At 61.4% G+C, this 24,836-nt stretch carries 18 protein-coding genes and 2 pseudogenes; 8 read left to right on the top strand and 12 right to left on the bottom strand.

Annotated elements, in window-relative coordinates; genetic code table 11:
- From IVA91_RS27100 to IVA91_RS27080, 5 genes are all read left to right on the top strand, one after another.
- The coding region (locus IVA91_RS27100; RefSeq protein WP_247459464.1) for a PHB depolymerase family esterase at window positions 1-658 on the top strand (658 nt) is incomplete at its 5' end.
- 285 nt (window positions 659-943) lie between these two features.
- On the top strand, window positions 944-1,249 hold the full coding sequence (locus tag IVA91_RS27095) for a hypothetical protein (RefSeq protein ID WP_247279954.1): 306 nt from the start codon (window positions 944-946) through the stop codon (window positions 1,247-1,249).
- A 233-nt stretch (window positions 1,250-1,482) separates the two neighbouring features.
- Entirely contained in the window at window positions 1,483-1,821 is a 339-nt protein-coding gene (locus IVA91_RS27090; RefSeq protein ID WP_247459462.1) for a DUF1236 domain-containing protein, read from the top strand.
- Between the two features lie 91 nt (window positions 1,822-1,912).
- Complete coding sequence (locus tag IVA91_RS27085) at window positions 1,913-2,335, top strand: hypothetical protein (RefSeq protein ID WP_247279937.1); 423 nt, start codon at window positions 1,913-1,915, stop codon at window positions 2,333-2,335.
- Window positions 2,336-2,576: 241 nt separating this feature from the next.
- Window positions 2,577-3,755, top strand: coding sequence for an MFS transporter (locus IVA91_RS27080; RefSeq protein WP_247459460.1), 1,179 nt, complete (start codon window positions 2,577-2,579; stop codon window positions 3,753-3,755).
- A 1,855-nt stretch (window positions 3,756-5,610) separates the two neighbouring features.
- Here IVA91_RS27080 and IVA91_RS27075 read toward each other — a convergent pair.
- The 7 genes and pseudogenes from IVA91_RS27075 to IVA91_RS27045 all read right to left on the bottom strand — a co-directional run bounded on the left by IVA91_RS27075 (window position 5,611) and on the right by IVA91_RS27045 (window position 9,627).
- Entirely contained in the window at window positions 5,611-6,045 is a 435-nt protein-coding gene (locus IVA91_RS27075) for a hypothetical protein (protein ID WP_247279955.1), read from the bottom strand.
- Window positions 6,046-7,106: 1,061 nt separating this feature from the next.
- Window positions 7,107-7,430 (bottom strand): low affinity iron permease family protein, encoded by a 324-nt coding sequence (locus IVA91_RS27070; protein WP_247279956.1) that lies wholly within the window; start codon window positions 7,428-7,430, stop codon window positions 7,107-7,109.
- A gap of 814 nt (window positions 7,431-8,244) precedes the next feature.
- Entirely contained in the window at window positions 8,245-8,415 is a 171-nt protein-coding gene (locus tag IVA91_RS27065) for a hypothetical protein (protein ID WP_247279940.1), read from the bottom strand.
- A 41-nt stretch (window positions 8,416-8,456) separates the two neighbouring features.
- A complete protein-coding gene (locus IVA91_RS27060; RefSeq protein WP_247279941.1) occupies window positions 8,457-8,636 on the bottom strand; it encodes a hypothetical protein in 180 nt (59 codons plus the stop codon).
- A 61-nt stretch (window positions 8,637-8,697) separates the two neighbouring features.
- Window positions 8,698-8,937 (bottom strand): annotated as a pseudogene (locus IVA91_RS27055) (hypothetical protein); the annotation flags it as partial.
- A gap of 140 nt (window positions 8,938-9,077) precedes the next feature.
- Complete coding sequence (locus IVA91_RS27050) at window positions 9,078-9,308, bottom strand: hypothetical protein (RefSeq protein WP_247279942.1); 231 nt, start codon at window positions 9,306-9,308, stop codon at window positions 9,078-9,080.
- 37 nt (window positions 9,309-9,345) lie between these two features.
- Window positions 9,346-9,627, bottom strand: coding sequence for a hypothetical protein (locus tag IVA91_RS27045; RefSeq protein WP_247279943.1), 282 nt, complete (start codon window positions 9,625-9,627; stop codon window positions 9,346-9,348).
- Between the two features lie 357 nt (window positions 9,628-9,984).
- Between IVA91_RS27045 and IVA91_RS27040 the strand changes: the two are divergent.
- The 3 genes and pseudogenes from IVA91_RS27040 to IVA91_RS27030 all read left to right on the top strand — a co-directional run.
- Window positions 9,985-10,333 (top strand): annotated as a pseudogene (locus tag IVA91_RS27040) (transposase); the annotation flags it as partial.
- A gap of 235 nt (window positions 10,334-10,568) precedes the next feature.
- Entirely contained in the window at window positions 10,569-12,209 is a 1,641-nt protein-coding gene (locus IVA91_RS27035) for a cytochrome b5 domain-containing protein (protein WP_247279957.1), read from the top strand.
- Window positions 12,210-12,728: 519 nt separating this feature from the next.
- Window positions 12,729-13,631: a hypothetical protein gene (locus IVA91_RS27030; RefSeq protein WP_247279944.1), complete on the top strand. Its 903-nt coding sequence runs from the start codon at window positions 12,729-12,731 to the stop codon at window positions 13,629-13,631.
- Here IVA91_RS27030 and IVA91_RS27025 read toward each other — a convergent pair.
- The 5 genes from IVA91_RS27025 to IVA91_RS27005 form a co-directional block, all read right to left on the bottom strand.
- On the bottom strand, window positions 13,537-14,160 hold the full coding sequence (locus tag IVA91_RS27025) for an HWE histidine kinase domain-containing protein (protein WP_247459458.1): 624 nt from the start codon (window positions 14,158-14,160) through the stop codon (window positions 13,537-13,539). The two genes, IVA91_RS27030 and IVA91_RS27025, sit on opposite strands and share 95 nt — an antisense overlap.
- 1,205 nt (window positions 14,161-15,365) lie before the next feature.
- Window positions 15,366-17,390 (bottom strand): NAD(P)-binding protein, encoded by a 2,025-nt coding sequence (locus tag IVA91_RS27020; RefSeq protein ID WP_247279946.1) that lies wholly within the window; start codon window positions 17,388-17,390, stop codon window positions 15,366-15,368.
- A gap of 57 nt (window positions 17,391-17,447) precedes the next feature.
- Window positions 17,448-18,389, bottom strand: coding sequence for an acetoacetate decarboxylase family protein (locus tag IVA91_RS27015; protein ID WP_247279947.1), 942 nt, complete (start codon window positions 18,387-18,389; stop codon window positions 17,448-17,450).
- Window positions 18,386-20,542: an FAD-dependent oxidoreductase gene (locus IVA91_RS27010; RefSeq protein ID WP_247279948.1), complete on the bottom strand. Its 2,157-nt coding sequence runs from the start codon at window positions 20,540-20,542 to the stop codon at window positions 18,386-18,388. Before IVA91_RS27010 ends, IVA91_RS27015 begins: the two co-directional genes overlap by 4 nt.
- A gap of 17 nt (window positions 20,543-20,559) precedes the next feature.
- Window positions 20,560-24,693 (bottom strand): AAA family ATPase, encoded by a 4,134-nt coding sequence (locus tag IVA91_RS27005; RefSeq protein ID WP_247459455.1) that lies wholly within the window; start codon window positions 24,691-24,693, stop codon window positions 20,560-20,562.
- Window positions 24,694-24,836: the final 143 nt, after the last annotated feature.

The raw sequence follows: 24,836 nt of genomic DNA, 5'->3' as shown, positions 1-24,836 counted from the left end.
CGTGGTCTATCCCGAGCAGCCGAGCGCAGCCAATCAGTCGAAATGCTGGAATTGGTTTCGTACTGGTGACCAGGAACGGGATGGCGGCGAGCCTTCGCTTATCGCGGGCATCACCCGCCAGGTCATGCAGGATCATCGGATCGACCCAAAGCGCGTGTACGTAGCGGGGCTGTCCGCCGGCGGCGCGGCGGCTGCCATCATGGCTGCGACGCACCCCGACCTCTACGCCGCCGTTGGCATCCATTCGGGCTTGGTTTGCGGAGCTGCCAGTGATCTTCCCTCCGCTCTTGTCGCCATGCGGCAGGGAGCCCGTTCTATCATTTCCCATCGCGGACCGCAGGTGCCGACCATCGTTTTCCATGGCGACCGAGACACAACGGTGCATCCGAACAACGGCGACCGTATCGCCGAACAATCGGGTAATGCGTCGGATTTCAATGCGAAGGTCATCGGTGGAAAAGTGCCACACGGGCACGCGTATACCCGCACCATTCTGACCGACGTGAGCGGGCGCGCGGTCTCCGAACACTGGAATGTTCACGGCGCAGGCCACGCTTGGTCGGGAGGAAGTCCGGCGGGATCCTACACGGATCCAAGCGGCCCGGATGCAAGCAGGGAGATGCTTCGCTTCTTTCTCGAGCAATCGCTCCCGACTTAGTCGGCATCAGGTTGATGCCACTAGAGCAAGCAGAGCGATTGCAGAATGAATTGGCGCGGCCCGGATTGAAGTTTGCTGAAGCCGACTGGCCGTGATCTTCACCTCGATTGAGCGCGTGCGTCCAACGGACGCTCGCGCCGATCGCGCTACGTCTTCCCGGGCACTCAAATCGGTGCTGGCGCGCTCATATTTGATGCCCGGCGCGCGGTGCGGGGAAATGTGGCAGACGTTCCAAAGTCGGAACATCGCGCATGACGGGAAGTTAGTGGGGTAGGAGCACCCGTGATGGGCCTGAAGCGAACGATCAAAAACCTCGGCCCCTATCCGTCGCTCCTTCTATTGGCAGTACCCACGGCGACGGTCGAACCGTTGAAGCTTGTTGCGTTGGCGGTTGCCGGCAAAGGCCATTGGATCACCGGGACCGCGATGATCGTCGCCTGCTATCTCCTTAGCCTGTGTGTCGTCGAAAGGCTCTTTGTGATCGTCAAGCCGAAGCTTTTGACGCTTCCGTGGTTCGCCAAGTTGTGGAATGCCGTCACCTCGGTTCGCACGGCTATTTTTGCGCCTTTTCGTAAGCTGCGCGTGGATTAGGGCTCCGACGCGCGCGACGTGCTGTCCCGTATGCGAGGGTCGTCGCCACAACCACACCCATGAGGTGCGCCGCTACGTCGAGTGCCGCGCCGATGGCGACGGGGTGAGGCTTAGCCTCTCCGTATCATCCTGTGCTCGCGCGGGCAAAAGCGGCAATCGTGCTGCCGCGCGTCCGGAACCTTGCCACCATTCGCGGGTTCATGCAGGCTGCATGCTGCGGCGAGGAGATATGCATGAAGAAGCTGATGCTGACGTGCGCGGCCGCCGCGCTGATCTCGACGGGCGCGATGGCCCAGTCCACGGTGGTCACAACCACCGGGACGAGCCACGCCGCGGCCGTGCAGATCGAGCCGGAATACCGCACGAAGATCCGGAGCTACGTGACGGAACACAAGATCCGTCCGGTAGAGAGCCGCGAGAAGATCGTGGTCGGCTCGCCCGTGCCGCGCGAGCTCGAGTCCGTGCCGGCCGAATGGGGGCCCTCTCTTACGAAGTATCGCTACGTCTACTCCGGCGAGCGCGTGATGCTGGTGGACCCGTCGACGCGCACCGTGGTCCAAGAGGTGGAGTAGTCCTCGAAGGCGGGCCGCTGAAGGAAGCGGCCCGCCTTCAGCCACGTCCGGACCGTCGAAATCGATTCCCTTCATTTGCAAGCGGCTGTCCATGCCGATCATCCGTTATTTCGCGTTCCTGAGCGGGCTGCTGCTGGCGCTGCTCTTCGCAGCGGACCGGTACCTGCCGGCGCCAGTCGAGCGCGCAGGCGCGGCCGACCCCGACAGGACGACCATCCGGATCAGCTCGGCAAGGAGCCTTCCGGAGAAGATCGTCTTCGACACGCGCCCGCGCACCGATGTTCCGGAGATGGTGCAGGCCGAGCCGACGGCCGAAGTACCGCACCAGGCAATGCGGGAGGCCCTGGCCGCCATGCCTGCTGCAGCTCCCCACCAGATCAAGAAAGAACCGCGTGCCCGCACATCTACTGAGGCGCGTCCGCATGCAAAGCGGTTGGCGAAATCGTCGAGCCGACCGCCCGAGCCACGGCTGGCCTTCGAACGGTACGACCTCTTTTCCGGCGGGTGGTGGTGAGCGGGACGATTGATCCCGGGTACAGGAAAAGGCCGCGCCCACCGCGTGCGCGGCCCTCGTTCCGTTCCAGATGGGCCGGAGTCACCAGTGGGATGATGCCAGCGGTGCCGCACGACCGGATACGAGCGATAGTAGAAGAGCTTGAAAAGGCAGATCGACTAGGTGCAATGAACGGTGTTGCAAGTTGGGTGGAGAGCTTGGCGTAAAACACCGGCGAAACCGATTTCAGTGGCTTTAGGCTGTGGCTGGACCAATCGCCTATATTGCTGTTTACGGCGCCCTGTACGCTGCGTTCGGTGCGGCATCGCCATTCTGGCCTAAGCTTTTCGAGACGAGAGCTCTGACGCCTCAGCAGATCGGTTCAATCCTCGCTGCGGCAATGTTGGTGCGGCTTGTCTCCGGTCCGTGTCTTGCAAGGCTCGCCGACGTCCTCGGTTCATTGCGCCTTGTGCTCGCAAGCTGTGCCGTGTTGGCGGCCGGAGCGGCAGCTGCCTTGGTCTGGGCAGATGGATTTTGGTGGTTGCTTGTTCTAGCGTTGGCTCAGGCTGCGGCACTTGCTCCGACGACCTCGATTGCGGACGCGTTGTCAGTGAATGCAGCGAAACCTCAAATGGGCGGAAGGCCATTTGAATACGGCTGGATACGGGGTTCGGGCTCGGCCGCCTTCGTCGTGGGCACGATCGTCGTTGGACAACTGATCGGTCCTGCTGACCTCATGCCGGTTATCTGGATGAATGCCAGCCTACTGATCGCAGCGGCCAGCGCGACGGTGTTTATGCCCGCTGTTAACGCTCAAGCCGCTCCACCTGCGCCGCCGGCATCGTTGGCCTTCGGTGAGGTAGGTGCTCTTTTGGCGATCCCGCGATTTCGGATCCTGATTTTGGTTTCCGCTTTGGTCTATGGAAGTCACTCGATGCACGACGCATTTGCCGTCATTCGGTGGAGCGACGCTGGAATAGGAACTTCCGTCATAAGCGTTCTGTGGTCGGAAGCGGTGGCGGCAGAAGTTTTGGTCTTCTTTTTCGTTGGTCCTCGGTTGATTGAACGGTTTGGCGTGCGTGGTGCGGCCATCTTAGCAGCCGCGGCCGGCATCATACGTTGGCTGATTGAGGGAGCGACGACTTCTATTGTGCTTCTCTCAATGATTCAGCCCTTACACGGGTTGACCTTTGCGCTGCTCCATCTCGCTTGCATGGACATGATGAGGGCAGTTGTCTCCCCGACGGTAGCCGCCACCGCCCAAGCCCTTTATGCCCTTGGTTCAGGCCTCGTTACCGCTGCGTTGATATCGCTGTCCGGCATTCTTTATGCTCGATATGCAGGAGCTGCGTTCTTGCCGATGGCAGCTCTCTGTGCATTGGCCCTCCCGTTGGCTTGGTACGGCTTTGCCGACCAAAGGGCGCGATGCGGCCCCGTTTGATCCAACAGGTCCAACTGCCGGCGCACCGGCATCTTTATCGGCGCAGCGCGCGCGGCACGACGCTACGCTTGCGAATATCGCCAGGTGACGAAAAGGCGCCAGTTGGCAGGAGGCGCTTGTGGCGACCAGTCCAATGCCGATCAAGCGCGAGACTTATATCGGGCGGGCGCGTCACTCCGAGTTGCACAGCATCCAGAACCTACCTGTTACTCTCTTAGCTGAGCGGCGTTACCGCCGCGCGATGACATACCCGATGAGGAAAGCGACGGCCAGCGAAGCTAGAGGAGCTTCCCTGACCACGTCACGAACAATTTGGGACCACGCGCTGTACTGTTGGCCTTGCTCCAGAGATTCTCGAACGTTGCGCCCCACCTCCCGCACACTCTCTGATACTTGCTTTACTGTGGACATTGACGCCGCTTCGTACTCGTCGGCAGAACTGCGCGCGCCAGACCGCGGCGCTCACCAAGAAGAGCGACGAATTCGCAAAGCGGCTTCCAGCCTGGTCATCCACTTCCACCGCTCTTGCCCGTAAACGCCAAGCGTATTCGAGACCGAAACCAAGGCGATCCCTGCCTCGGCAACCTTCAAGCCGAGTAGGCGAAGCCCCACGTTGCCACCTTTCTGTTTTGGCGCGGCCGCTATCGGTCACTTGAGCGCCGCTGGCGTGAACGTGTCGGTCCACAGCCTTGGAAAGGTGTGTCAAGCATCGTGCGACTTCAAAGCACTTGTCGGATCCTTCTTGCCTCATCCAACCGCCCACGCGATTTGCGAAGGTCGCAATGTTCTCCACGTTGAGCCTGCAGCTCATCTGGGCAAGGGAAAAAATCATGATGCGATTGTCTCTGTCGCATCATGATCTGCACTCAAGGCCGATTTGGTGCGAGTGTCTGTATCACCCTTTGCGCTTGCCGAGCGTGTGAGAAGAGTTGGCGTTGGATGGATAGTATAGACGGTTGCAATCATTTACACCCTTCTTTTGGATGGCTTCAGCGATTCCTGGCGTTGAGCTCACGCGCTGAGCTTCGACGCGCGCCATGTCAGCGCGTTTCACGCAGTCGACATATGGCTTATTTCCTAACCAGTCCCACTGGCCGGCCGAGGCTGGAGAGATTTGTGCAGAGCCAACAAAGGCGCCTAGGCTGAGCGCGGCGGCTAGAGCTAGAGCGAGGCGAGAAGATTTCATTGTCGTGATCCCTGGTTTTTGCGGCTGCTCGATTGCAGCGCGGGGGGACCATCCCATTTTTCGATTCAGCAACTCTATAATGTTCGTCACACTTCGCGACGATGACCATGAGGCGTCATCTCGGCGCGCGTATGCTCACATTGCAGATGAAGGAGATCAAGAGCCGCTGCCCTCGGCTGTATTCAATGAATTGGCGCCATCATTCGACGGTTCGATTGGAACGCCGAGTGGGGACATAGCAATGTTGTTTCCGCTTTCGTCTCTGTTTAAGTCTCTGACGGTCCCCCCCGATTTGGCTGCGGCTGCGGGCGAGGCCGGGGATAGAGGTTCAGTTGTCCGCGTAATAGACCGAGTAGAAGGTCGCCTATTGATGCTGTGGACGGCTCCTCCCGACGCGAAGACGGTTTAGGGTCAACCCTCTTCGTCCTTCCCGACTCCACGCCGCGAAGCCTGAACGTGAAATCGACTTTGTGGGGATCGCTACGGGGATTTTGCTGCCCGCTTTGATATGGCCCTTGCGCCGCTCGTCTCTCGACACGAAGCCAATGCAGATGGCCCTGAAGTGAACAACGCTAAAACCGTTGCCACGTCGGCTCTCCGTGGCACACGATTTATGCCATTATTCCCTATCGGGCGAGAATCGGACATCGCAAACGTCGGCAGGCGATTTTAATGCGCTAGGAATATGAAAGCGGCAATCAGTGCTACCATGCTCGCGAAGATCAGCAGTGCCGGCACCGATTTTCGAGTCATTGGCCCCGTCGAATGGCGTGCAGGCGACTGACCGGGTTGAACTCTGAGCCGTCTCTGTGACCGCACGACTTTGCTCTGTGTCATTGGCGTCCGAGCCTTTGGTTCCGGAGCTGCGCCTACACCTCCCATCTCGCTGTAATAAGCGCTGTATACTTCGCGAACGGCCAGGGCCGTGGACTCGACCTCGCTCATGATCTCGAGCCGGGCTCGATAATTGGTCAGAAAGCTTTGGGCGTTGGACGGTAGGTCATCGAAACCACCGAGCTTGGCCATCATGAGCCAAGTGGCGAAATCCGCCTCAGCCTTCGTGCGAGCTTTCTTGGCGATATTGGTGTTGGAGCTAGAGGACATGGTGGTCCGCTTGGTTTGAACGCGGCCGCGAAGCTGGTTCATCGACAGCATCCGCGCCGCGCGAACGGCAATTGGCAATCCAGTCACAATAATGACGGCGCGGGAGAGTTCAAACGCGAACCCTACCAACTAGTCGGCTTCTGGCCGCGGTTGAAGCCGGCCGAGCAGGCTAGCCAGGGTAGGGCGCGCCTCTGCTGACACCACAATGGCAGTAGCCAACATTGAATCGTGGTCCAATTCGACTCCAATTGTCACGCTCTCAATGTATGCTCCGCGACGCACTTACGACAGTGAGCGCGATAACAGCATCTGCAGACTCATCTTGCAATGTCTGCGGATATCCGCTCCTCTACACTCCCCAGTGCAAGTAGTTAGAGCTGCATAGATTTCAGCTGAGTGTCTGAGCGTCGGCATGAATTACTACGGCCACTTGCTACAAGTTAGTGGCTTCCCCAACGCTGGCTCGAGCTGAGCTTGGCCGCGAAGGCGCCAGTGCGCGAAGGACGACTTCGCGACTGCATTTTGCATCGGCGCAGCCGCCGACAAGCGCAATGAGTTACTTGGGCGGCTTCATGGTCGCTGATCGCTTCGCTGCTGGCCTGCGCGAGGTGATCGCCTCTACCTTCTTCAGCGTCTGTGCAAACTTAGATCGGAGATACTGTTCATGCTCCGGGTCTTTAGGCTCTGAGAGGAATGCAACCTTCACGAGGAAGCGGTTCAGTAGCGATGCTATCGCAAGGTTGTCCGAGTGTTGCGAGCGCAGGGCCGTGAGTTGCCGACGCATCTCAATGAGATCGATGGTTTCGCGGTCTGACTGCCTTTTTCAAATGAAACTCGCGCGAGAGGCCTACAGCCCAGCGGAAGCCACCGCGACGAGTATGGTGGCGCGACGGCTTCGACACTTGGGGACCCGGACCAAGGGCAATGTCCGGCGATAAAAAGCTAGCGCTCCGCAGCTTCGCTGCAATCAAAGTCTGCAGTTAAGCTTGATGCCGCGGTGGCGGGTTAATTCTGGAACCTGAAGGGAAGAGCGGTCAACGTGATTCGAGTGCATCATTAGCTCACGACGTACGGACCTGTGCTCGCTCTCGCTCGACTTCCTCGGCGTCCCTGTCATCGATATTCATAAGTGAGTTTTTGGCATCGTCATGAACCTTCAGGAGTCCGTCGAGCTTCGCATGAATGGCCTGTGTGTCGCGGTGCCCGGCGCGCTGGATCACGAGGGTCATTCCCCAGGTCGCAAGCGTGGCAAGCGAGTGCCAGTCCCGTCCATTGCCGAAGATGATCCAAAGCGCGGCATAAAGGAGAAACACGGCGAACGCGCCTGGTCGCGCGGCAAGCACGCCGATATTGGTCAACCAGGCTCGGACTTCGCTCGGGGCCATGGCGATCAACGTACCGCTGCTTTTGTAGGTTCGAGAGAGGAGGCGCGCTCGCTCGTTCTCCCGGAAGCATCCGGTAGCCGTCGTGCTTCACCTCACGAATTCAGTCCAGTCCTGACGAGACCTGCTTACCGCTGGCCGCCAGGCAGAGCTCATACGCCATGCGCATGCGGGGAAAATAGGTGTTGAGGTAGGCGATTGCGAATCGAGTTCGTGGTTCCAATGTTCAGAAGCGAGCAGAACGAATCCGTCGAGCTCGATTCCCTTGTCGATCCGCGCCAAGCACCTCCAGCGGCCTCGGCATCGCCCCCTCAACGCATATAGTGCTGAGGCCGCATTTCTTTCGCGGCGGCAGGCACACGCGACCTTCCTGATACCGTGCACAGAAGGAACCTGTGTTCCTTGAATGGCGGCAGCACTCCATACATTAGCCGTAGATCGGCCACAGCGGGCGGGTTCGCTACAAAGCAGGACCCGTCCCGACTGTGGACAGGGACGCCTGACGACGAGCATCATCTGGTAGAGTGATCCAATGGCTGATCAACGCACGCCCGTGCGCCGCGCCGCGGCCGGTATCGGTTCAGAACCCGCTGAGAAGAACAATGTTGGGGAGGCACTCGATCATGTGTTGCACGAGGTCCAGGCCGCGCGGCGTGACCTCAGTATGACTCGCTTCTGCCTCCAACAGGCAGAACCGTTCGCAGAATAGATCGAGCCGCAACCACACTCGCTGATCTGATGCAATCCGGAAACCGCATAAACAAGGACCCCCGGGCCTACCAGCCGTTTCAAAGGGAAGAGGCGTAGTAAGGCCGCCTCATCGTTGCTTCTTGCCTGCTCGCTTTTTCGATTTCAGGACGTCGGCCTGGCTTTGGAACGCGCGTGCTAGTGCCTGCAGTTCCTCGGACACCCCGGCATCTGCAGCCGACTTTGCTGCGCGCGCAGCCTTTTCAGCTTGCTTGCGAAACTGTTTGATTTCCTTCGCCATGGATCAGTCTCCTTGTGGTTCCCGATCAGGCCGCCAGAAGATTATATCATGTCGCCGCCGCTGCGGAGCCGAACATAGGTCCCGCTCTCGTGCAGATGCAGCCAGCCGCGCTCAATAGCGAACTTTAGGCCGGCACCGACCTCCTCGCCGCTGGCTTTGAGCGTGTGGAGGAACGGTGCGTTGATTTTTTCAATATGGATGCGGCCGTCCTGGACGGGCACGACACTGGCGGCGAGCTGGACGAGCTTTCGGGCGGCGGCTTCCGGTTTGGCGTGGGGACGTTCAGCGGCAAACTAGCGCTCCTGGGGGATGGACCCACTTACAAGGCGTGATCTGCCTTGTCTCGGTTAGCTTGACCATGCGGGGAGGTGGCGCGTACCGGGCGGTGCGACATGGTCGGCATCTGAGGGAAGCTTCCAGCTTCCAGAGCGGCGTATCTTTCGGCCGGCGGATGGCCTCTAGCGGGAGACTGGCGCGGGTCTTACAGCGGGCGCACTCTACCTCTAGCCAGCCAAGTCCGCCATATATTGAATAGGAATTTGCCCGAATATGAGAGCGACCGGTGCAAGGTCCGGGCGGCGTCTCTGTTGTCGGTTCATCGGGCAAACCGGAAGCAACCTGCCGAGTCGCCGAACGACGCTCGTGGACTCCGTTGCGTTGATTTACGCGGCACGTTCCTTGTTCGACTGTTCCTGTACGGCGGTCGCGGTTTCTTCCAACCCCTTTTCGTAATTGCCCGCCAACCTCTCAATACTGTCGGCCCACATCCTCAGCATTGAGACTTGAAAGTGCATAGTTGCCTTCAAGGCATTCATACCGATTGCAGTCGCTGCGCTGATGGGACCTTGTTGGTCGCGCGCGAAACGGTTTTCGTTAGCGGTCTCGTCTGCCATGCGTTTCTCTCCCTCGTTTTGATGTTCTCGCCGTAAGCTATGTGGTGGGTTGTGCCCTGCGTGACTCTAAGCATTCAGCCAAGACTTGATCTGCCGCGAGCCTCGCACGTCGGTCGTCGTGCAGTTCATCCAGTTTTTTTAAGTACGCGACGGCCGCTATTTGCAAGAGATCGAAATCATCTCGACCCGAATCACGAACATTGGCGACGTAGCGATAGAGGGCAGAACGCCTATTATCGTTCTCGCTGATGCCGCTGTGGAACAGCAAGTAATTCCGCCAAGCGAACGCACACGCGCCTTCTATGGTCTGAGAAGTCATGGCCACCTCCCAAAGCCCAGAGAAAGACTGACGACCCGTTTCGTTCCTGGAATCTCTCAGATGTAATATTGTTCCGTAGCTGCGCTGCAAGGTGTTTGCACCGTTGCGACGTCGATGGTGTAGTCGGCAACTGTCGATATCGCATTCGGTCAATGCGATTGGGTCCGAACGGCCTTGGAGCGCACGGATTTCGAGTGGCGGGTTTGCTCGAATGATCGTTCGTGTGTTCGCCAGAAAAATGAGACTGCACTACGTGCGAAACTTCCGCTTCTGATGCTGTGGACGGCTCCTCCACGGGCACGAGAGTGCCAATGATTGGGCGCCGTTTGAGGCTCCCACGATTCGGAGGAGCAGCGCATGCAGTTAATTTCGACGATCGGTCTGGACATCTGGAAAGTCGGTCTTTCAAGTGCATGGCGTCGATGCAGCCGGCCAGGTGGTGATTCGGCGCCAACTCAAGGGCCGTTTCATGCTGTCGTTTTTTGAGAAGTTCCCGCCGTGCCTGGTGGGGATGGAGGCTTGCGCGCCATCCCACTATTGGTCCCGCGAACTGCAGGCGTTGGGGCATACGGTGCGCTTGATGCCTCCGGCGTACGTGAAGCCCTACGTCAAGCGGCAGAAGAACGACACCAAGGACGCAGAGGCGATTTGCGAGGCGGTCACGAGACCTAACATGCGGTTCGTGCCGACCAAGACGGTCGAGCAACCCTATCCCGATAGGCAGCTCGAGCATGCTACTGCGGGCTCGTTGGCGATTGTGAAGCTAGCACGTCCGGTTCCGCCAGAAGCTGCTTTATTGCTGGTCAACCCGAAGCTACTCTCGAGTTAATTCGAGCGGCACCCACCGTGCTCCGCCACGAGCTGGGTAATCGGTGCGTTCGCTTACTTGGCAAGGGCGACAGATGCGGGCAGTGATCATCGGCGCAGGAATGGGCGGGTTGATGACGGCGTTGGCGCTGCGGCAGTCCGGCGTCTTCGCCTCGGTCGATGTCTACGAGCAAACCAAGGTGCCGAGCACTGCAGGCGCCGGGTTGAACGTACCGCCCAACGGGGCGCGAATATGTCGTTGGCTGGGCGTTGACCTGGATGGCGGGGATCCCAGGGGCCCCGACGGGGTGATCGACGGTGGCCGGGCCGCAATTCTGGAGTCGACAAGGCAGTTCAACGCCGATGGGACGGTGACGCAGAGGCCGTTCGATCATGTCACCGCCGCGGGCGACGGCGCCGGCTTCCATCACATGCACAGGCTTGACCTGTTGATGTGTCTGTACAAGCGCGTGTTCGAGTTCGGTCCCGAAAGCGGGGCGCCGTGCCCGATCACCGTGCACATGGACTGTCGGCTGACGCAGCTGCATCAGACCGCGGGCGAGGTGACGGCGAGTTTTTCGAATGGTCGAAGCGCCGCGGGAGAGGTTCTCGTCGGCGCCGACGGAATCAACTCCGCCACCTTGCAGCTGGCGTGGCCGAACCCGCGTCCCAAGCGGTGGACGGAGGTGACCTGCTTCCGTGGACTTATTCCGCGGGCGGTGGTCGCCTCGCTCCGCAAGACTGACGGTAGCCCGCTGGACCACAACCCCATCCACTCCTTCAGCATGGACCGGCACCGGAGCGAGCGGAGCGGGGCGACAACGTACTGGGTGCGCCGGGGCGAGTTGTTGAACGTGTGGATCGCCCGCTATGAGCCGGACTCTGCCGCATTCGAGCAGGAGGAGGGCGACTGGTTTCCTGTCAGACACGAGGAGATCGTTCGCGATGTGGCTGAAGCATTTACTGGGCACCCCAGCAGAGACGATCTGCTCGCTTTGGCGGGCGCGATCGTTCGACCTACGAAATGGGGCCTCTACGATCGTGACGCCCTCGAAACCTGGGTGCAAGATCGTATCTGTCTGCTCGGCGACGCGGCGCATCCGATGCTTCCGACGTTCGGCCAGGGCGCCGCGCAGTCCTTCGAGGACGCCGCCGCGCTCGCTTGCGCGTTCACCCTGCACGGCCGCGACGTGGCCACAGCACTGTTGCACTACGAACGCGTGCGGCATTATCGCGCGACCCGATTCCAGCTCGGCTCCAAGTTCGCCTTCGATCATTTGCGGGCCAAGGACACCGCTGAGCAGAAGGCTCTGCTCGAAAAGATCGACGAGCGGGTGAGCCCGGCATTTGCCCACGACAAGCGGGGCGGTGAGGACGACTCCTGGATCTATGCGTACGATGCCCGCAACATCGGCGCCGAATTGCCTCCCAAGAGATTGGGGCCGTGGGACTTCCGCCGCGCCGCAAAGGCCAACTACCCCGCGATCACCCGCGAGTTCTGGACACCGGCTGCTCCCGCCAGGGCTCCACGCCCGGTCACGCGCGAAGAAGTCGCCCTGCACAAAACGCGCGACGACTGCTGGGTCATCATCCGGGGAAAAGTCTACGATATCACGGAGTGGGCACCCCATCACCCCGGTGGCGCAGGAATCGCCCGCATGTATGCCGGCAAGGAAGCTACTGCCGAATTCGGTGACTATCACAGTCCTGAAGCTGTCGCCCACATGTCTCATTTCTGTATCGGCGACCTCGTCGACGCTCCAACACCTGCGTGACTGGCCATCACTAGCTCGCCGACCCAAATCGGACTTCAGGGTTGACCATAAGCCATGCGCCAGTGAGGACGGGGGTTGGGACGCGAGGGTCGCTTTAGTCAACATATTTGCTAAACTGTGCAGGGAAATGGAAACGGGTGGATCAGCACAACCCGCCGGCGATGCCGCTGAAGAACTTCGTGAGTGGATCGGGTTGAGATCCCCGACAGCCAAGCTCGACAGTGCGGCTCGTTGCGATTTCCGCTTAGGGGCCCTGAGCTGAATAGCGGTCCGGCTGGCAGTACGTCAGCTGTCTGGCTTGGAACGGGCACGCCGGGCGCTTCCCTCGACCGCCGCTGGTGACCTCATAGCTGCCCTTAAGCAGCGTCGGCTCTCGGGTCCCGAGCGAACAGGTGGCGGACGGTGCCACGAAGGCCGCTTGTGGTCCCAGACCAGACAAAGACGCTCCGCACAGACGTGTCTCCGGAGAGCCAAAAAACGCAGAAACAGGCTACGATCCGGCCCGACGTTGCGCCCCGATTGTCCCTCGTTGTCCTACCATTTGCAAATCTCAACAACGATGCGGAGCAGGACTATTTCGCCAACGGCATTACGACCGATCTGACGACAGATCTCGCGCAAATGCCCGAGACATTCGTGATCGGGCGCGGGACGGCTTTCACCTATAAGAATAAGCAGGTCGATCTGAAGACGCTCGGCAAGGACCTTGGTATCCGATGGGCGGTACAGGGCGCGGTGCAGCGGGCCGGAGATCGGGTCCGTATGAACGTATCACTTTCCGACCTGTCGACTGGTCGTGACGTCTGGTCGGACCGCTTTGACGGCGATCGGTCAAACCTTACTGCCTTGCAGGACCAGGTCACGGCTCGGCTCGCCCGCTCCCTCAACGTCGAGCTCATCCAGGCTGAAAGCCGGCGCAGCCAAATGGATAGGCCAACCAATCCAGACGCTGTGGATTTCAGCATGCGCGGCTGGGCGAAGCGCTATGGCCCCCGGAGCAAGTTAACGAATGCAGAGGCAAACGACCTGTTCGATAGCGCACTGCGCCTCGATCCGGACAACGTTGATGCAATCATCGGCAAGACGTTGTGCATAGCGGATGGCGTGATCTACGGATGGTCACCATCCGTAGTCGAGGACAAAAAGAGGGCGATCAAGCTAATAGATCAAGTTCTTGCAAAACGACCGGCGACCGCAAACGCGCACGTAGCCAACGGAAACATTCTGAACTACGGGAATCCTGAGGAAGCTTTACCTGAACATGACGCAGCTTTGGAAATCGATCCCAATTCGCCCGTCGCGTATGCATCCAAGGGGATCGTACTTGTTACGGCGGGACGCGCGGGTGAAGCGTTTTCTCCGATTGAGATCGCTTTGCGCCTAAGCCCCAAAGACCCGGCTGCTGGCACTTGGGTGTCGTGAGAAGGTCATGGGCACGGGCAAGAGCTAACTGCCGTCCTGTGAACGTCGGCAGAAACTCTTGCAGATCGGTGGCATGGCGAGCCGTCTGACTGGCGAGTGACTGCACCGTGGCAAGCGTATTTTTCACGTGGTGGTTCAGCTCGTCGATGAGCACCTTTTGAGTATTCTCTGCCTGCTTGCGCTCGCTGATGTCGACGAGCATGTTGATGGCGCCGACCAAGTTTCCTTCCGCATCGCGGAGCGGAGTCGGATAAGCAATGAACGGCACGCGTCTGCCGTCTGGACGCTCAGCAATTGCCTCGGCCCCGCGAACCGGGCGGTTTTCACGCAGCGCCACTGCCATCGGACATTCATTGTGCGGCAGAGGCGGACCGTCGGGCCAATAGAGTTTCCAGGTTACACACCATTTATTGCCAGGCTGGGCGTCCGCCCCGCCATCTCGACTGCGGCCCGATTGAAGAAATTTAATACGGCCGTCGGCATCAGTGGTGTAGATCGCTGCGGGCAGACCCTCAAGGAGATCGCGCATGCGTTGTAGGATGTGCGCCGAAGTTTGGAGAGAAAATCATTGGTGTGACAGCCCTTTCTCGCCGGATATTCAATCGTCAGATTCGCCGAGGGGCAGCGATTTCCGGGTTGTGGGGAAGTGTATCCGAAATCCTAGGATTGGCTTGAGTGTTGCCAGCCCGGACCATGGGAAACTGTCACGACTTAGTTTGGATCACATCGAGAAATCTCTTTAAGCGCCATAGCTTAGGCGCCCAAAGTTCAACCGCTGGATCGGCCCGACAGACTCCAATTGAACGCGAATGATCCAGATCGAACGCGAAACGACACCATTGAAAAGGAAGGATGAGATGGACGGCCGACACGGCCGTCAGAACCTTAGGTCGAAGCTCGATGACGCCCGCTTGCGTGCCGCTAAGCGATCGACGCGAAACGACACCCGAATTTGGCGCGCCGTTTCGGGCCAGATAGGCTGTTTGAATGTGTATCCGAAAATCTTGGGATTGGCTTGAGGGCTGCCAGCTCAGATCATAGGACTGACATTAGCTAGTGCGGATCACATCGAACGCGAAACGACATCGAATTAGCCGAGCGTCGGACTTTTGGGATAACAAGATGGCCCAGCAGAAACACGTCAGACTGTTCCGGAACGGCCGCAACCAGGCGGTTCGTCAACACGCCTGCTACTGCGCAGGAAGCCTGGGGGTGTTGTGCGGAGTATCTGTCCGGCACGGCGGGCTGGGAACGTCGAGGAGCGAGTGAGAGATACGGCCGCATTCAAGGCGCTAGGAGTTTCCGATTTTCGGACCAAGGCGGCGCGCGAACTGCGCGATGCTGGGTATGCCTGTCGCGCAAGAAGGCCATCTCCGTATCGCCAAAGGACGTCTGGTGACGAGCCAACGCCACGGTACCTACTATCGCGGATCGCCCACCATCGACCAATACTCGCGCTCCTGCGCGGCTTCGAGTTCCTCGAGCGTCACGGGGAATGAGCGAGAAATCGAGGTTGTAGATCGGTATCGGCGCATTGTCGGCCTGTCCCGGCGGCGACTGCGGTGCCAGCCATTCCAGCGATGTTGCCGCCTGCCACCCGCTCAAGGTCGAGATTTTCGAGCCCGATCGAACAGTGGTCGAGGGCTGGCCCTGGCGCGACCGAGTGCCGATCATCGTCGCCACGGCACGCCTGCCGGAGTTTGAGGGACCGCGCCTCAGCGCGGCTCCTGCCACCTACGTTGTCTTGATGTGGGTGGGAAAGTTGCTGATCGCGCGGGAGGCGAGCATTGCGGATTCGATCGCTGACTCGAAACATCCACCGCTGAAGCGCGTGCGCGTCCAGTCGCCGACGACATACAGGTTTGCGAAGTCTGCCGTATCCGCGGATGAAAAGCGGCTCGCAACATTCGTGCCGCTCGGCGTCTGCACATAGAGGTCCGAGCCGTCGAAATTGGCCGCGACGCAGCGGCAGGTTTGCTGGCCCGCGCCGTAGCCCGGCCACAGGATGGGCAGGTGTTGTGCGATCCACTGATCGGCCTGCTGGTTCGCTGCCTGCTGCATCGAATCCGGGGTAGGCGCGGGTTGCTGCGGCACGTGGAGACAGCCGACGAAATAGCCGATCGTCTGCGGTGCGTCTGGACAGCTCCATGATTCCGTCTGCAGCTGATGACTCATGTCTCCCCAGGAATCGTAGTTCTCAGCGAAAGCGGTCAGCACGGTCGGCCCAAGCGGCCAGCCCAGACCGGCGATGGGAGGGCCCATCCAGAGCTGCAACGACTGGGTTCCCACGGACCGGCTGTCTCCTAGCGCGGCTTGCCATCGCGCGCTGCCTTGCGCGAACGACGCCGGGGTCTTGGTGATCGCCGCGGGCGGAATGGCAAGGATGACGAGATCGAAATCCTGGTCCACCTGCAGCGGTCGCGTGCCGGCGGATGCCGTGCAGAAGCTGGATTCGAAATTGCAGCCCCGCAAGACAGAGCCGTCCTTGAGTTGATCCCAGTCCGGCTGGTTCGGCCAGCATTGCAGGTTCTTGACCGGTACCAGCGGCCTGTAGGGCGTGCCGTCCCCCGTCACGGCCTGGATCGAGATCTCGATGGACTGAATGCGCCCGTTTGCCGCGGTCATGTCGGTGAGCCGGCTGAAGAACTGCACGCATCCCGGCTGCCGCGCCTCGAGGACCTCATAGAATGGCGTGAAGATGGTGTCACCCGTTCCTGCTGCCATCTTCCACAGCGGGGCGTTGCGATAGCCAAAGGTCAGCTCCATTGCAAAGCGAAAGGTGACGCCGGCGGCCATCGAGCCATTATCGATGTTACCGGCCAGACCGTCCCGGAAGGCAAAGGCGAGATCGTAGAGCGCGCGAATGGGAGCTGAGGCCAGCGTCTCGTCGAACGCACCGCACGTCGCCAGCCATGCGCGAAAGTCCTGTGCGTTGAGCTTGTCGTAGGCGGCCTCGCCGCTGTGGGCGATATCCCGGAGATAGCCGAGGCCTGTCGCCACGCCGAGGTTGGCAAGAATGAGGAGCCGGCTCATGGCTCCAGATGCCAGCTGAAACGATTCGTTTTGCTCGGCATCGTGCCCGGCCGGTTGCCAGCCCTTGTTGCCAATCGCCTCTCTCAGTTGCTTATTGGCGATCTCGAGGTCATTGAGCTTCTTTTTCGTTCTTTCATCCGTTGGTTCGAACAGGGGAGCACGCAATGCGGCAATCGCGGCCTTGCCGCCCTTGATCAGCTTATCGAGGCCAACCGACGTCTCGAGCCAATCGGCCAGCCTTTTTACCAGCCGATGCATGGCATCCACAGGCCCTTCCGCCAGGGCCCGCGCGGCCATCGGATCTGCGCCGAGACCGTCGCCAGGTTCACCTGGAGATCGAGGCAGGTTGGCGAAGTCCCATGGCTCCCAGGCTCCTCCGCGACCGTCGGGCTCCATGAGGGTGATCTTGCGCTGAGGGATGAACGCCTGCTCCCAGGTGGAGAGCGGACTGCCCGGGCCAGGATGCCAGGCCTCATAGCACGCCCGCAGCGTCGCAAACGCGTTGTGATAGCAGCCCATCAGCATGTGGAGCCCATGCTCTTCAATACGGTCGTGCTCGCTGTAATTACGCCCGCTGGCGCATTTTCCCCCAAGGCGCCAGCCCTGGGTGTAGAGTGTGACCCGATAGCGATCGTTCTGCTCCGGCGCCGTTAGCCAAAAGGCCGCGGCGAGTCCCGCCGGTCCTCCTCCGATGATCACGACGTTGATTTGCGATCCGTGGGGCATGGCTTATCCTCCATGCAGCATCGGTGCACCGATGCTGCCAAAACCAATTGAGCTCGTCTACGTTGCAACGATCACGGCGCTGCCGGGAAGCGCTGTATAATCGATCCTTGCCCAACCGGCGAACCTGATCGGCAGGCGTGTGGTCGGGGATGTTGGCATCGTCCCGAGCAAGTCGAACACGATCCTGTGGCTTTCGCAGGTGGCAATCTCGGCGGTGAAGCTGTCGAACAGCGGGCCCCCAGCGGCGAAATTCGTCACTGCGATCGGCGAGTTGACGATTGCCTGATAGCAGCAGATCGTCGGATCGTCCGACGTACGGAATTGCTTCAGCACGACACACGAAATTTCCGGCTGGCGGGTGAGCATCTGGAGGGCATCTTCGGCGATCCCGTCGAGCAAGCCTCGCACCGCGCCGCGGGCTGCTGCCCCCGCGCTGTCCCAAGGTTCGGACTTGGCGCCCTCGTTGGTCCTGAAGATACGATAGAGAACGACGTCCTGCGCGGGCGTCGTCGGCGCGAGGACCGGGAACACCGTGGTCCGACAAGAAAAGCCCGCGCCCGGCGCATCGGTGTCGACGCCGATGCGCGCGAAAGCTTTCGGCCATCCCCAGACCTCGCGCCCGGTGACAAGGCCGATCGTGTAGTCAATGAAGATATAGGGCGCCCAGAACACCAGCCGGCTGGGAAGCGGATTGGTGCCATGAAACTCCCAGAGCGGCACCAGGATCATGGTCTCGCGCCCGGGCATGAAGCCGATCGCATCGACCGTCGAGGTACATCTTGCATTGTCGCTGAAGCTGAAGATCGCGGCGGACAGCGCAGGGGCGTAGCGCACCCGTCCGGGAGCTACGGGATTGAGAAGCGCATCCACGAGGTTCTGAACGGCGGTGGTGTCGGTCTCGATGCTGAAGAGGCTCATCGTGGCATCGGCGAAGGTGTCGGGAGCTGACAGACACGTCGCGCCGTGTCCGATCCACGATATGTAGGGTACCTCTGTCATGTTCCTGGTCCTTGCGATGGCCGGCGTTGCAGGAAGTCGTACCCGACAATGTGAGCAGGGGCGCCGCTGATCGCGCGCGCGGCCGCCGCACCGGACATCACGGCTCCCTCGATTGCCGTGGTGTTGAAACCGTGCCGGCTGCCCTCGCCGGCAAGGATGAGGTTGTTGAAGCCGGTCTGGTCGGGATGCAGCCGATACTGCGTCGTTCCCGCTGCCGACAGCGTGCAGCATTCGGTCGGGTCGATATTGGCGCGCCAGAACTGCTGGTTGAAACGTGCTGTGCCGACGGCCGGCTCCGTCACGTGCAGCACGTCGAAATCGAAGGCGCCGTTGGGATCAGCGAGTGGCCACAGGCCGTAGGACGACTCGTTGAGCCACGCGATCGCCTGGGTCCGGATCTCATCATGGGCCTGGGCGGGAACGCCTGTATTGGAGGAGGGCTGCCGGAATAGCGTCGTCTTGTATGTTCCAGTGAGATAGTGCAGGGACTGCGGCCTCGGCCCCTGCCAGGTTTCGAACGGCAACACCTGGGTCATGTCGGCCCAGATGTTTAGATACTCGGGCCCTGAAACGGTCGCGGCTTTGCCGGTGGTCCAGCCGAGGCCGGCACTGGTCGGGTCGCACCACAGCTGGACCGACTGCGTCGGCACGACACCGACATTCTGAACGTACGAGGCAAACGCTCCGTTCTTGGCGATCAGCTCCGCGCACATGCTGGCGTCAGCGCCATTCAGGGGCTTGTAGGCGCCGAGCGAGATCGCAAGGACCGCGATGTGGAAATCCGTTCCGAGATGAAGCTCCTCGGGTGGTCCGACGGGCGGCCGATCGCACCAATAGCTCTCAAAATTGACCTTTGCGGCCTTCATCTCGGCGCCGTCGACGAGTTGCTCCCAAAGCGGCTCGGCCGGCCAGACAGTCAATCCATCCGCAAGATCGTAGGTGGGCTGGTAGTCGCCGGAGATCGTCTCCACCTGCTTGTCCATCCGGATCGTCTGGATCAGCGTCCCGTCCGGCGACAAGCCGAGATGTGTCACCTTGCGGAAAAATTTGAAGCTCACGCCCAACGAAACAAGATGCTCGTACAGCGGCGCGACGATCACCTCGCCCATGCCGGCCTGGATGTCCCACATCATGGCGCCCTTGTAGGTTCCGATCAGACGCATGATGACGCCGAGCCCGGAGCCCGCGGCGTAGGATGGACGCGACACATCACCGTCCTCGTACTGATACAAGGTGTCGTAGAGGACGCGAATGACCGAGGACGTGTTAACGATCGTGGGGTTGGCGCCGTGGTTGATCAACCAGGCGCGAAAGTCGTAGCCGTCGAGCGCTTCGAGGGGACGGTCCGGCACGACCAAATCCCAGAAAATGCCGGCAGAGGTTGCTGCGAAGATATCGAGGACTTCGGTCAGGATGCGGTGATCGAGTGGAGATGCCTCCACGAATTCCGCCCTCTGTTCACCCACGAACTTCCGTCCGGCCAGCGCATCGCGCGCCCACCGGACGAGGTCGTGAAATTCTTTCATGTCCTGTTCGGTCAGCTTGCGAAGATCTGAACCGTGAGCACGCAGGTGGTTCTGCGCCGCTCTCACCGCACCCGCCGGTGTCGCAGTATCCGACGACAGCGCCAGGGCTCCGGTGGGCGGCAGCCAGCCGGCCGCAGCGACCGCCTCTGCGGGGGCCGGTTGCTGCAGGCGACGTTCAATCGCCTCCGCGATCCAGCCGGCGACCATCTGCATCATCTGGCCCCAGCTCGGCAGGAGTGTGCCGTCACCGGGCGTTCCATCGTTGGTCGGCCAGGTCAGTGGCCAGTACGTCCATCGGCCGTTGTCGTAAACGCCGATCGGCGTGTAGCTTTGCGGCGTCACGGCGGCCGTCCAGTCCGTCAGCATGCCGCCGGGCGGATTCGCCGCATAAAGCTCCTGGAGCATCTGAAAGGTGTTTTCGTAGCAGCCGAACCAGACGTGAAGGCCGTGCTCGAGATTGCGTCCCAGATCGTCCCTTCCGCTTGCTGCCTTGCCGCCGAGCCGCCAACCAAGCTGGTACACCGCGACCTCGTATCGATCGCGCAGAGCGTGGGTCTTGGTAAGGTGATAGGCCGCGCTCAGCCCGGCCATGCCTCCGCCGAGAATCGCGATCTTCTGCTTCGCCATCGATCTTTCCTCTCATGCTACGCCCGGATGGCTGAGTGACCCTCGCGCTTGACTGCTGCAGCCGTCATTAAATCGTAGCCCCACGGCCGGGCTCCCAGGCCATCGAGCATCGACATTCCCTGTTCGTAGTGGTGCTCGCGCGCGGCGTTGTCGGGCAGGGCTTGCGCGAGCCCGAGATGACCCAATGCCTCCTCAAGCGGCATCTGCAATCGTCGCGCCCAACCCTGCGCACGGCGGAACTGACGGATCGCTCGGCTCTGCCGTCCCGAGGCCAATGCAAAGCGGCCTTCGAGCACGTGCGCGCGCGGGCGGCATATCCGCGTCCGCGCTGCGTAGGCCGATACGGCGCGGCACGCCTCGGCCGTGCGCGCATGCAAGCCGTCGTCGCGCTTGCCGTCAGCCTGGCTTTGCTCGAGCAGTTCGAGGAACACGGCAGCCACGCTGCTGACGCTGTTGTACGCCGAGCCCATCGTGCAGAAGCCGGCGGCCAGGTTCTGCAATGCCTCGTCGGCACCGCGCCGTGCGCCCTCGATGTCGCCTGCCCTGAGACGAGCGGCAGCGGCAACGCCGTCGCAGAGGTGGCGTTCGGCCGGATAGAGAACGAGCTCCCGCACCGCTTCCATCCGTCGCACCGCGGCAGCAGGCGGGCGGCCCTCCAGCATATCGAGTGCCGACTGACCGGCGAGCAACCAGATCCGCACCGCATTCGTTTCGGCCCCCTCCGCGTCCCATCCGAACTCGCTGAGGATGGCACGCGCTTCGCGGTAGTTCGCGGCGGCCATCGCGATATACCCGAGCACCGCGCGGCACGACTGTCGGCGAAACCGGTCGCCGAGCCGCTCGAACAGCTTGGCGCCATCCTGCAGAAGCGTACGCGCCTCGTCCCAGTCACAAGTGTGCAGCGAGTAGACCGCGCCATAGAGACGGGCAAAACCCTGGTCCCGCAATTCTCCGACACGTTTGGATTCGTCGATTGCGCGTTGACGATAGTAGCGGCCCAGCGCATGCAGGCGCGTCGTTCCAAGTCCGATCGCGAGCGCCCCGTATCCGCCGATCGTCTCCGAGACCGCACCAACTTTTTCGGCCTGGTTCAACGCCGCGAGCGTATCGTGCTCCAGCTCGGTGGATTGGCACATGAAGTAGGCACGCTCGGCGAGGCGTGTATGCAGAAGGGCGGACAGCCGCTCCCGTTGGCGGGTAACTTCATCGCATGGCGTTCGCATCAAGCCGACTCGGTGCGCGGCTTGTCGAGCGAGCTGCCGAATCGTGGAGAGCCTCATCTGGAGGGGGGTCTCCGGCCTCTTGATCCTGTTCAGCCGCATGCATTCCCGGAAATAGCCCTCGGCGTCACCGAAGCGCGCCAAGGCGTGGAGCGCTTCTCCTCTCAGGAACGCGAAGGTCGAGCGCTGGGCGTCGGTCAGCGCCAGCCGTGCGGTCCTGGCCAGACGGTCGGCGCGCTCCACATGCATCAGCGCGTCATCATTGGCAGAGCGGAGCACGGCGAGGCTCGCCGCCGACAGGCGAAACTCGACCGCTCTCGCCGTCTCGCCCGCGTGCTCGCAATGATGGGCGAGCTCCGAATAGTGCGGCTCCAGCGCCTCCGCGCGCCGCCGCTCGATCTGCTCGACGAGATGAAGATGGATCGATCGTCGTTGCGCATAGCTCAGGAGCTCGTATGTCGCTTCCTGAATGATCACATGGCGGAAGGCATGCGCGGCGCTGTCTCCTCCGGATGCGGGCTCCAGAATGCCCGCGAGGGCCAGGCGCCGCACGCTCATCTCGAGGCTGCGCGCCTCGCTCGGAAGCGGATAGATCGCCCGCAATGTGTCCATGTCGAAAACGCGGCCGATGACGCTCGCAACCTTAGCCACGAGCTGATCGGCCTGACCAAGATGGTCGATGCGTCCGACGACCAGGTCACGGAGCTTTTGCGGCACCGCGGCGGCTCTGAGATCGGACGCATGCACGAGACATTTCCCCTCCCGTGCTTCGATCAACCCATGCTCCTGCAGCGAAAGCACGAGCTGCTCGATATGGATCGGCAAGCCTTGCGACTGTCCGTAGACGAAATCGACCAGCCGGCGTGGGACGGACATGACGTTCAGGAGATCGCAGATGATCTGCGTCGTGCCTTTCGAGTCAATCCGTGTAACCGGGATGCGGCGGGACGCACGCTGGATGACCCGTCCGCCGTGCGGCGCCTCCGTCGCATCGAACGGCCGCGACGTCACCACGATCAGCAGCCGGGGCAATCTGCGCGCCAGCGCCAGCAGAAGGTCCGCCGACAGCGCATCGATCCAGTGCAAATCGTCGAGCAGGATCAAAGGGGCCCGATCCGCCATTCTTCGGGCGGCGAGCGCAACGATGATATCCTCTATGCCCGCCTGTCGCGCCGCGCCCTTGATCTGGGCAGCAAGTTCGCTGCTCGGCAATCCGAGCGGCATCACGTCCTCGATCAAGGCCGCCTTCTCGATGAGGTCAGTTTCGGCAAGCGCCTCGTGAAGTCGTGTCCGCAGCAGAGGCGGGCTCACGGGTTCGCGGTCGCCGGGCTCGCGCAGCAATTGCTGCACGAAATTGCGGAAGACGTAGTAGGGCGTCGCGCGCTCGATCACGTGCGTGGCAGCGACGATCGTCGTGTGGCGACTGCGTTCGGCCGCCTCACGCAAGGCCTGGAGCAATCGGGATTTGCCAGCGCCTGGTTCGCCTTCCAGAACGACGAGGCCGCCTTCACCACTGCCGAGCCCTCGCGTCAATTCCGCATATTCGGCATCGCGCCCGACGAGCGCTTTCTGCCCGGCGGGCGAGTGCGCAGGTGCCGCGAATGCCTGCGAAAGGCGGTGTACGGCAAGCGGACGCCCGCGCCCCTTGACCGAGATTTCCTCGGCTGGCGAGAAGGCGAACCGCCCGCTCGCCGCGCGGGCCGTCTCGGCATCGTAGAGCACGTCGTCGTCGGCGGCCTGCATGAGCCGCGCGCCGTAGTTCATGACGGGTCCGTTCAAGACGTAGTCGCGTCGCGCCGCGTTGCCGACCAGGCCGCAGAATACGCGGCCCGTCGCCACGCCGAGCGAGTGCGGTATGCCGAGCTTCGAGGCGTCCTCACGAATGCGTTCGGCGATCCCGACCGCGTGAGCCGCATTGCTTTCCGAGCCGAAGGACGGCAAGCCGCAGACGATGAGTGCGATGACGCCTTTTTCGTTAGCGACCACCCGCAGAATTTCGACATCGAGCGCCTCCGCGGCTTTCGCGACGACCTCGAACATCGTTTGCAGCCGAGCCTGGGCGGAGCCGTCGGGAAGCTCCGGTGCGCTGAGCCGAACATAGATAAGGCTCACGGCCCGGAATTCGGTCAGCCAGGCTACGAGATCGGACTGGCCGCGCGCGACGACCACGCGCGGCAGGAACGATTTTGGCGTGGACCACGAGAGCGGAATCGGACCAGGCGCCGGGCCGCGATCCGCTGGCCCCGTGTCGACCAAGGCGTCGAGGCGTGCCGCGGCGTGCATCGCTTGGCCGTGAGAGCCAATCGGTTCGAGCTTCGCTGCGGCGCCGAGCATTTGCGCGACCGCATCGTCGACGATCACCTCGCCCGGCTCGACCTCGTGCGAGATCGCGCTGATCGTGCGCAACGGCTCGCCGGCGAGAACATGAAAGCGCCGCCCGCTGTTGCCGGAAAGAATGACCGAGGTGAATTTGCCGGCGACCAGCGTCACTCGGTGGCGAAGCGAGGCGGGCGGCTGGACCGGCCAATGGAGCTGGACCTCGCGCAGGCCAATTGCAGCCCGTGCGGCTGAGACGGCCGGGGTGCTCGTCGATCCGGCGGCGCGCCAAAGCGCGATCGCGGCGTCGCCATCAATGCCCACCACGTCGCCGCCATGCGCCAGCACAATGTTGATCACGCAGCGGAAATAGTCGTTGAGGACGTCCCCGAGCCGCTCGGCGCCATCGGGACCGGACGCGGCCACCAGATCGGTCATGGACGTGGAGTCGACGATGTCGACGAAGAGAACGATTCCGTCGATGTCGCGAAAGCGAAAGCCTTCGGCGTCATCTCCGTCCGCCAGCTCCTGATAGAGTAAGTTCGAGGCGAAGCCTTGGAGCCGCTGGTCCAAAAGGGGAGTAGACAAAACTGCCCTCCCGAGGTGCGGGATCATTCACTGTATCAATGCACTACCGAAGCGCGTCTGACCGTGAACGGCTTCACATATCGGCAAATTACGTCTGGTTGTTCCAATGCTAACCTTCAGCTTCGGCGGTGTAAACAAACAATTGGGCACCTCTCGGAATCACGTCATCG

Origin of the sequence: Bradyrhizobium sp. 153 (genome assembly GCF_023073835.1) — a bacterium.
In the GTDB taxonomy this organism is placed as follows: Bacteria; Pseudomonadota; Alphaproteobacteria; order Rhizobiales; family Xanthobacteraceae; genus Bradyrhizobium.
This window is presented reverse-complemented; position numbering and strand designations above follow the sequence as displayed.

Excerpts from the sequence above, each read along its gene's own strand:
- IVA91_RS27035 (WP_247279957.1), top strand. The coding sequence starts at position 10,569 with ATGACGGCGTTGGCGCTGCGGCAGTCCGGCGTCTTCGCCTCGGTCGAT.
- IVA91_RS27090 (WP_247459462.1), top strand. The coding sequence starts at position 1,483 with ATGAAGAAGCTGATGCTGACGTGCGCGGCCGCCGCGCTGATCTCGACG.
- IVA91_RS27025 (WP_247459458.1), bottom strand. The coding sequence starts at position 14,160 with ATGCGCGATCTCCTTGAGGGTCTGCCCGCAGCGATCTACACCACTGAT.
- IVA91_RS27075 (WP_247279955.1), bottom strand. The coding sequence starts at position 6,045 with ATGTCCTCTAGCTCCAACACCAATATCGCCAAGAAAGCTCGCACGAAG.
- IVA91_RS27005 (WP_247459455.1), bottom strand. The coding sequence starts at position 24,693 with ATGATCCCGCACCTCGGGAGGGCAGTTTTGTCTACTCCCCTTTTGGAC.
- IVA91_RS27095 (WP_247279954.1), top strand. The coding sequence starts at position 944 with ATGGGCCTGAAGCGAACGATCAAAAACCTCGGCCCCTATCCGTCGCTC.
- IVA91_RS27065 (WP_247279940.1), bottom strand. The coding sequence starts at position 8,415 with ATGGCGAAGGAAATCAAACAGTTTCGCAAGCAAGCTGAAAAGGCTGCG.
- IVA91_RS27085 (WP_247279937.1), top strand. The coding sequence starts at position 1,913 with ATGCCGATCATCCGTTATTTCGCGTTCCTGAGCGGGCTGCTGCTGGCG.
- IVA91_RS27045 (WP_247279943.1), bottom strand. The coding sequence starts at position 9,627 with ATGACTTCTCAGACCATAGAAGGCGCGTGTGCGTTCGCTTGGCGGAAT.
- IVA91_RS27050 (WP_247279942.1), bottom strand. The coding sequence starts at position 9,308 with ATGGCAGACGAGACCGCTAACGAAAACCGTTTCGCGCGCGACCAACAA.
- IVA91_RS27010 (WP_247279948.1), bottom strand. The coding sequence starts at position 20,542 with ATGGCGAAGCAGAAGATCGCGATTCTCGGCGGAGGCATGGCCGGGCTG.
- IVA91_RS27020 (WP_247279946.1), bottom strand. The coding sequence starts at position 17,390 with ATGCCCCACGGATCGCAAATCAACGTCGTGATCATCGGAGGAGGACCG.
- IVA91_RS27015 (WP_247279947.1), bottom strand. The coding sequence starts at position 18,389 with ATGACAGAGGTACCCTACATATCGTGGATCGGACACGGCGCGACGTGT.
- IVA91_RS27070 (WP_247279956.1), bottom strand. The coding sequence starts at position 7,430 with ATGGCCCCGAGCGAAGTCCGAGCCTGGTTGACCAATATCGGCGTGCTT.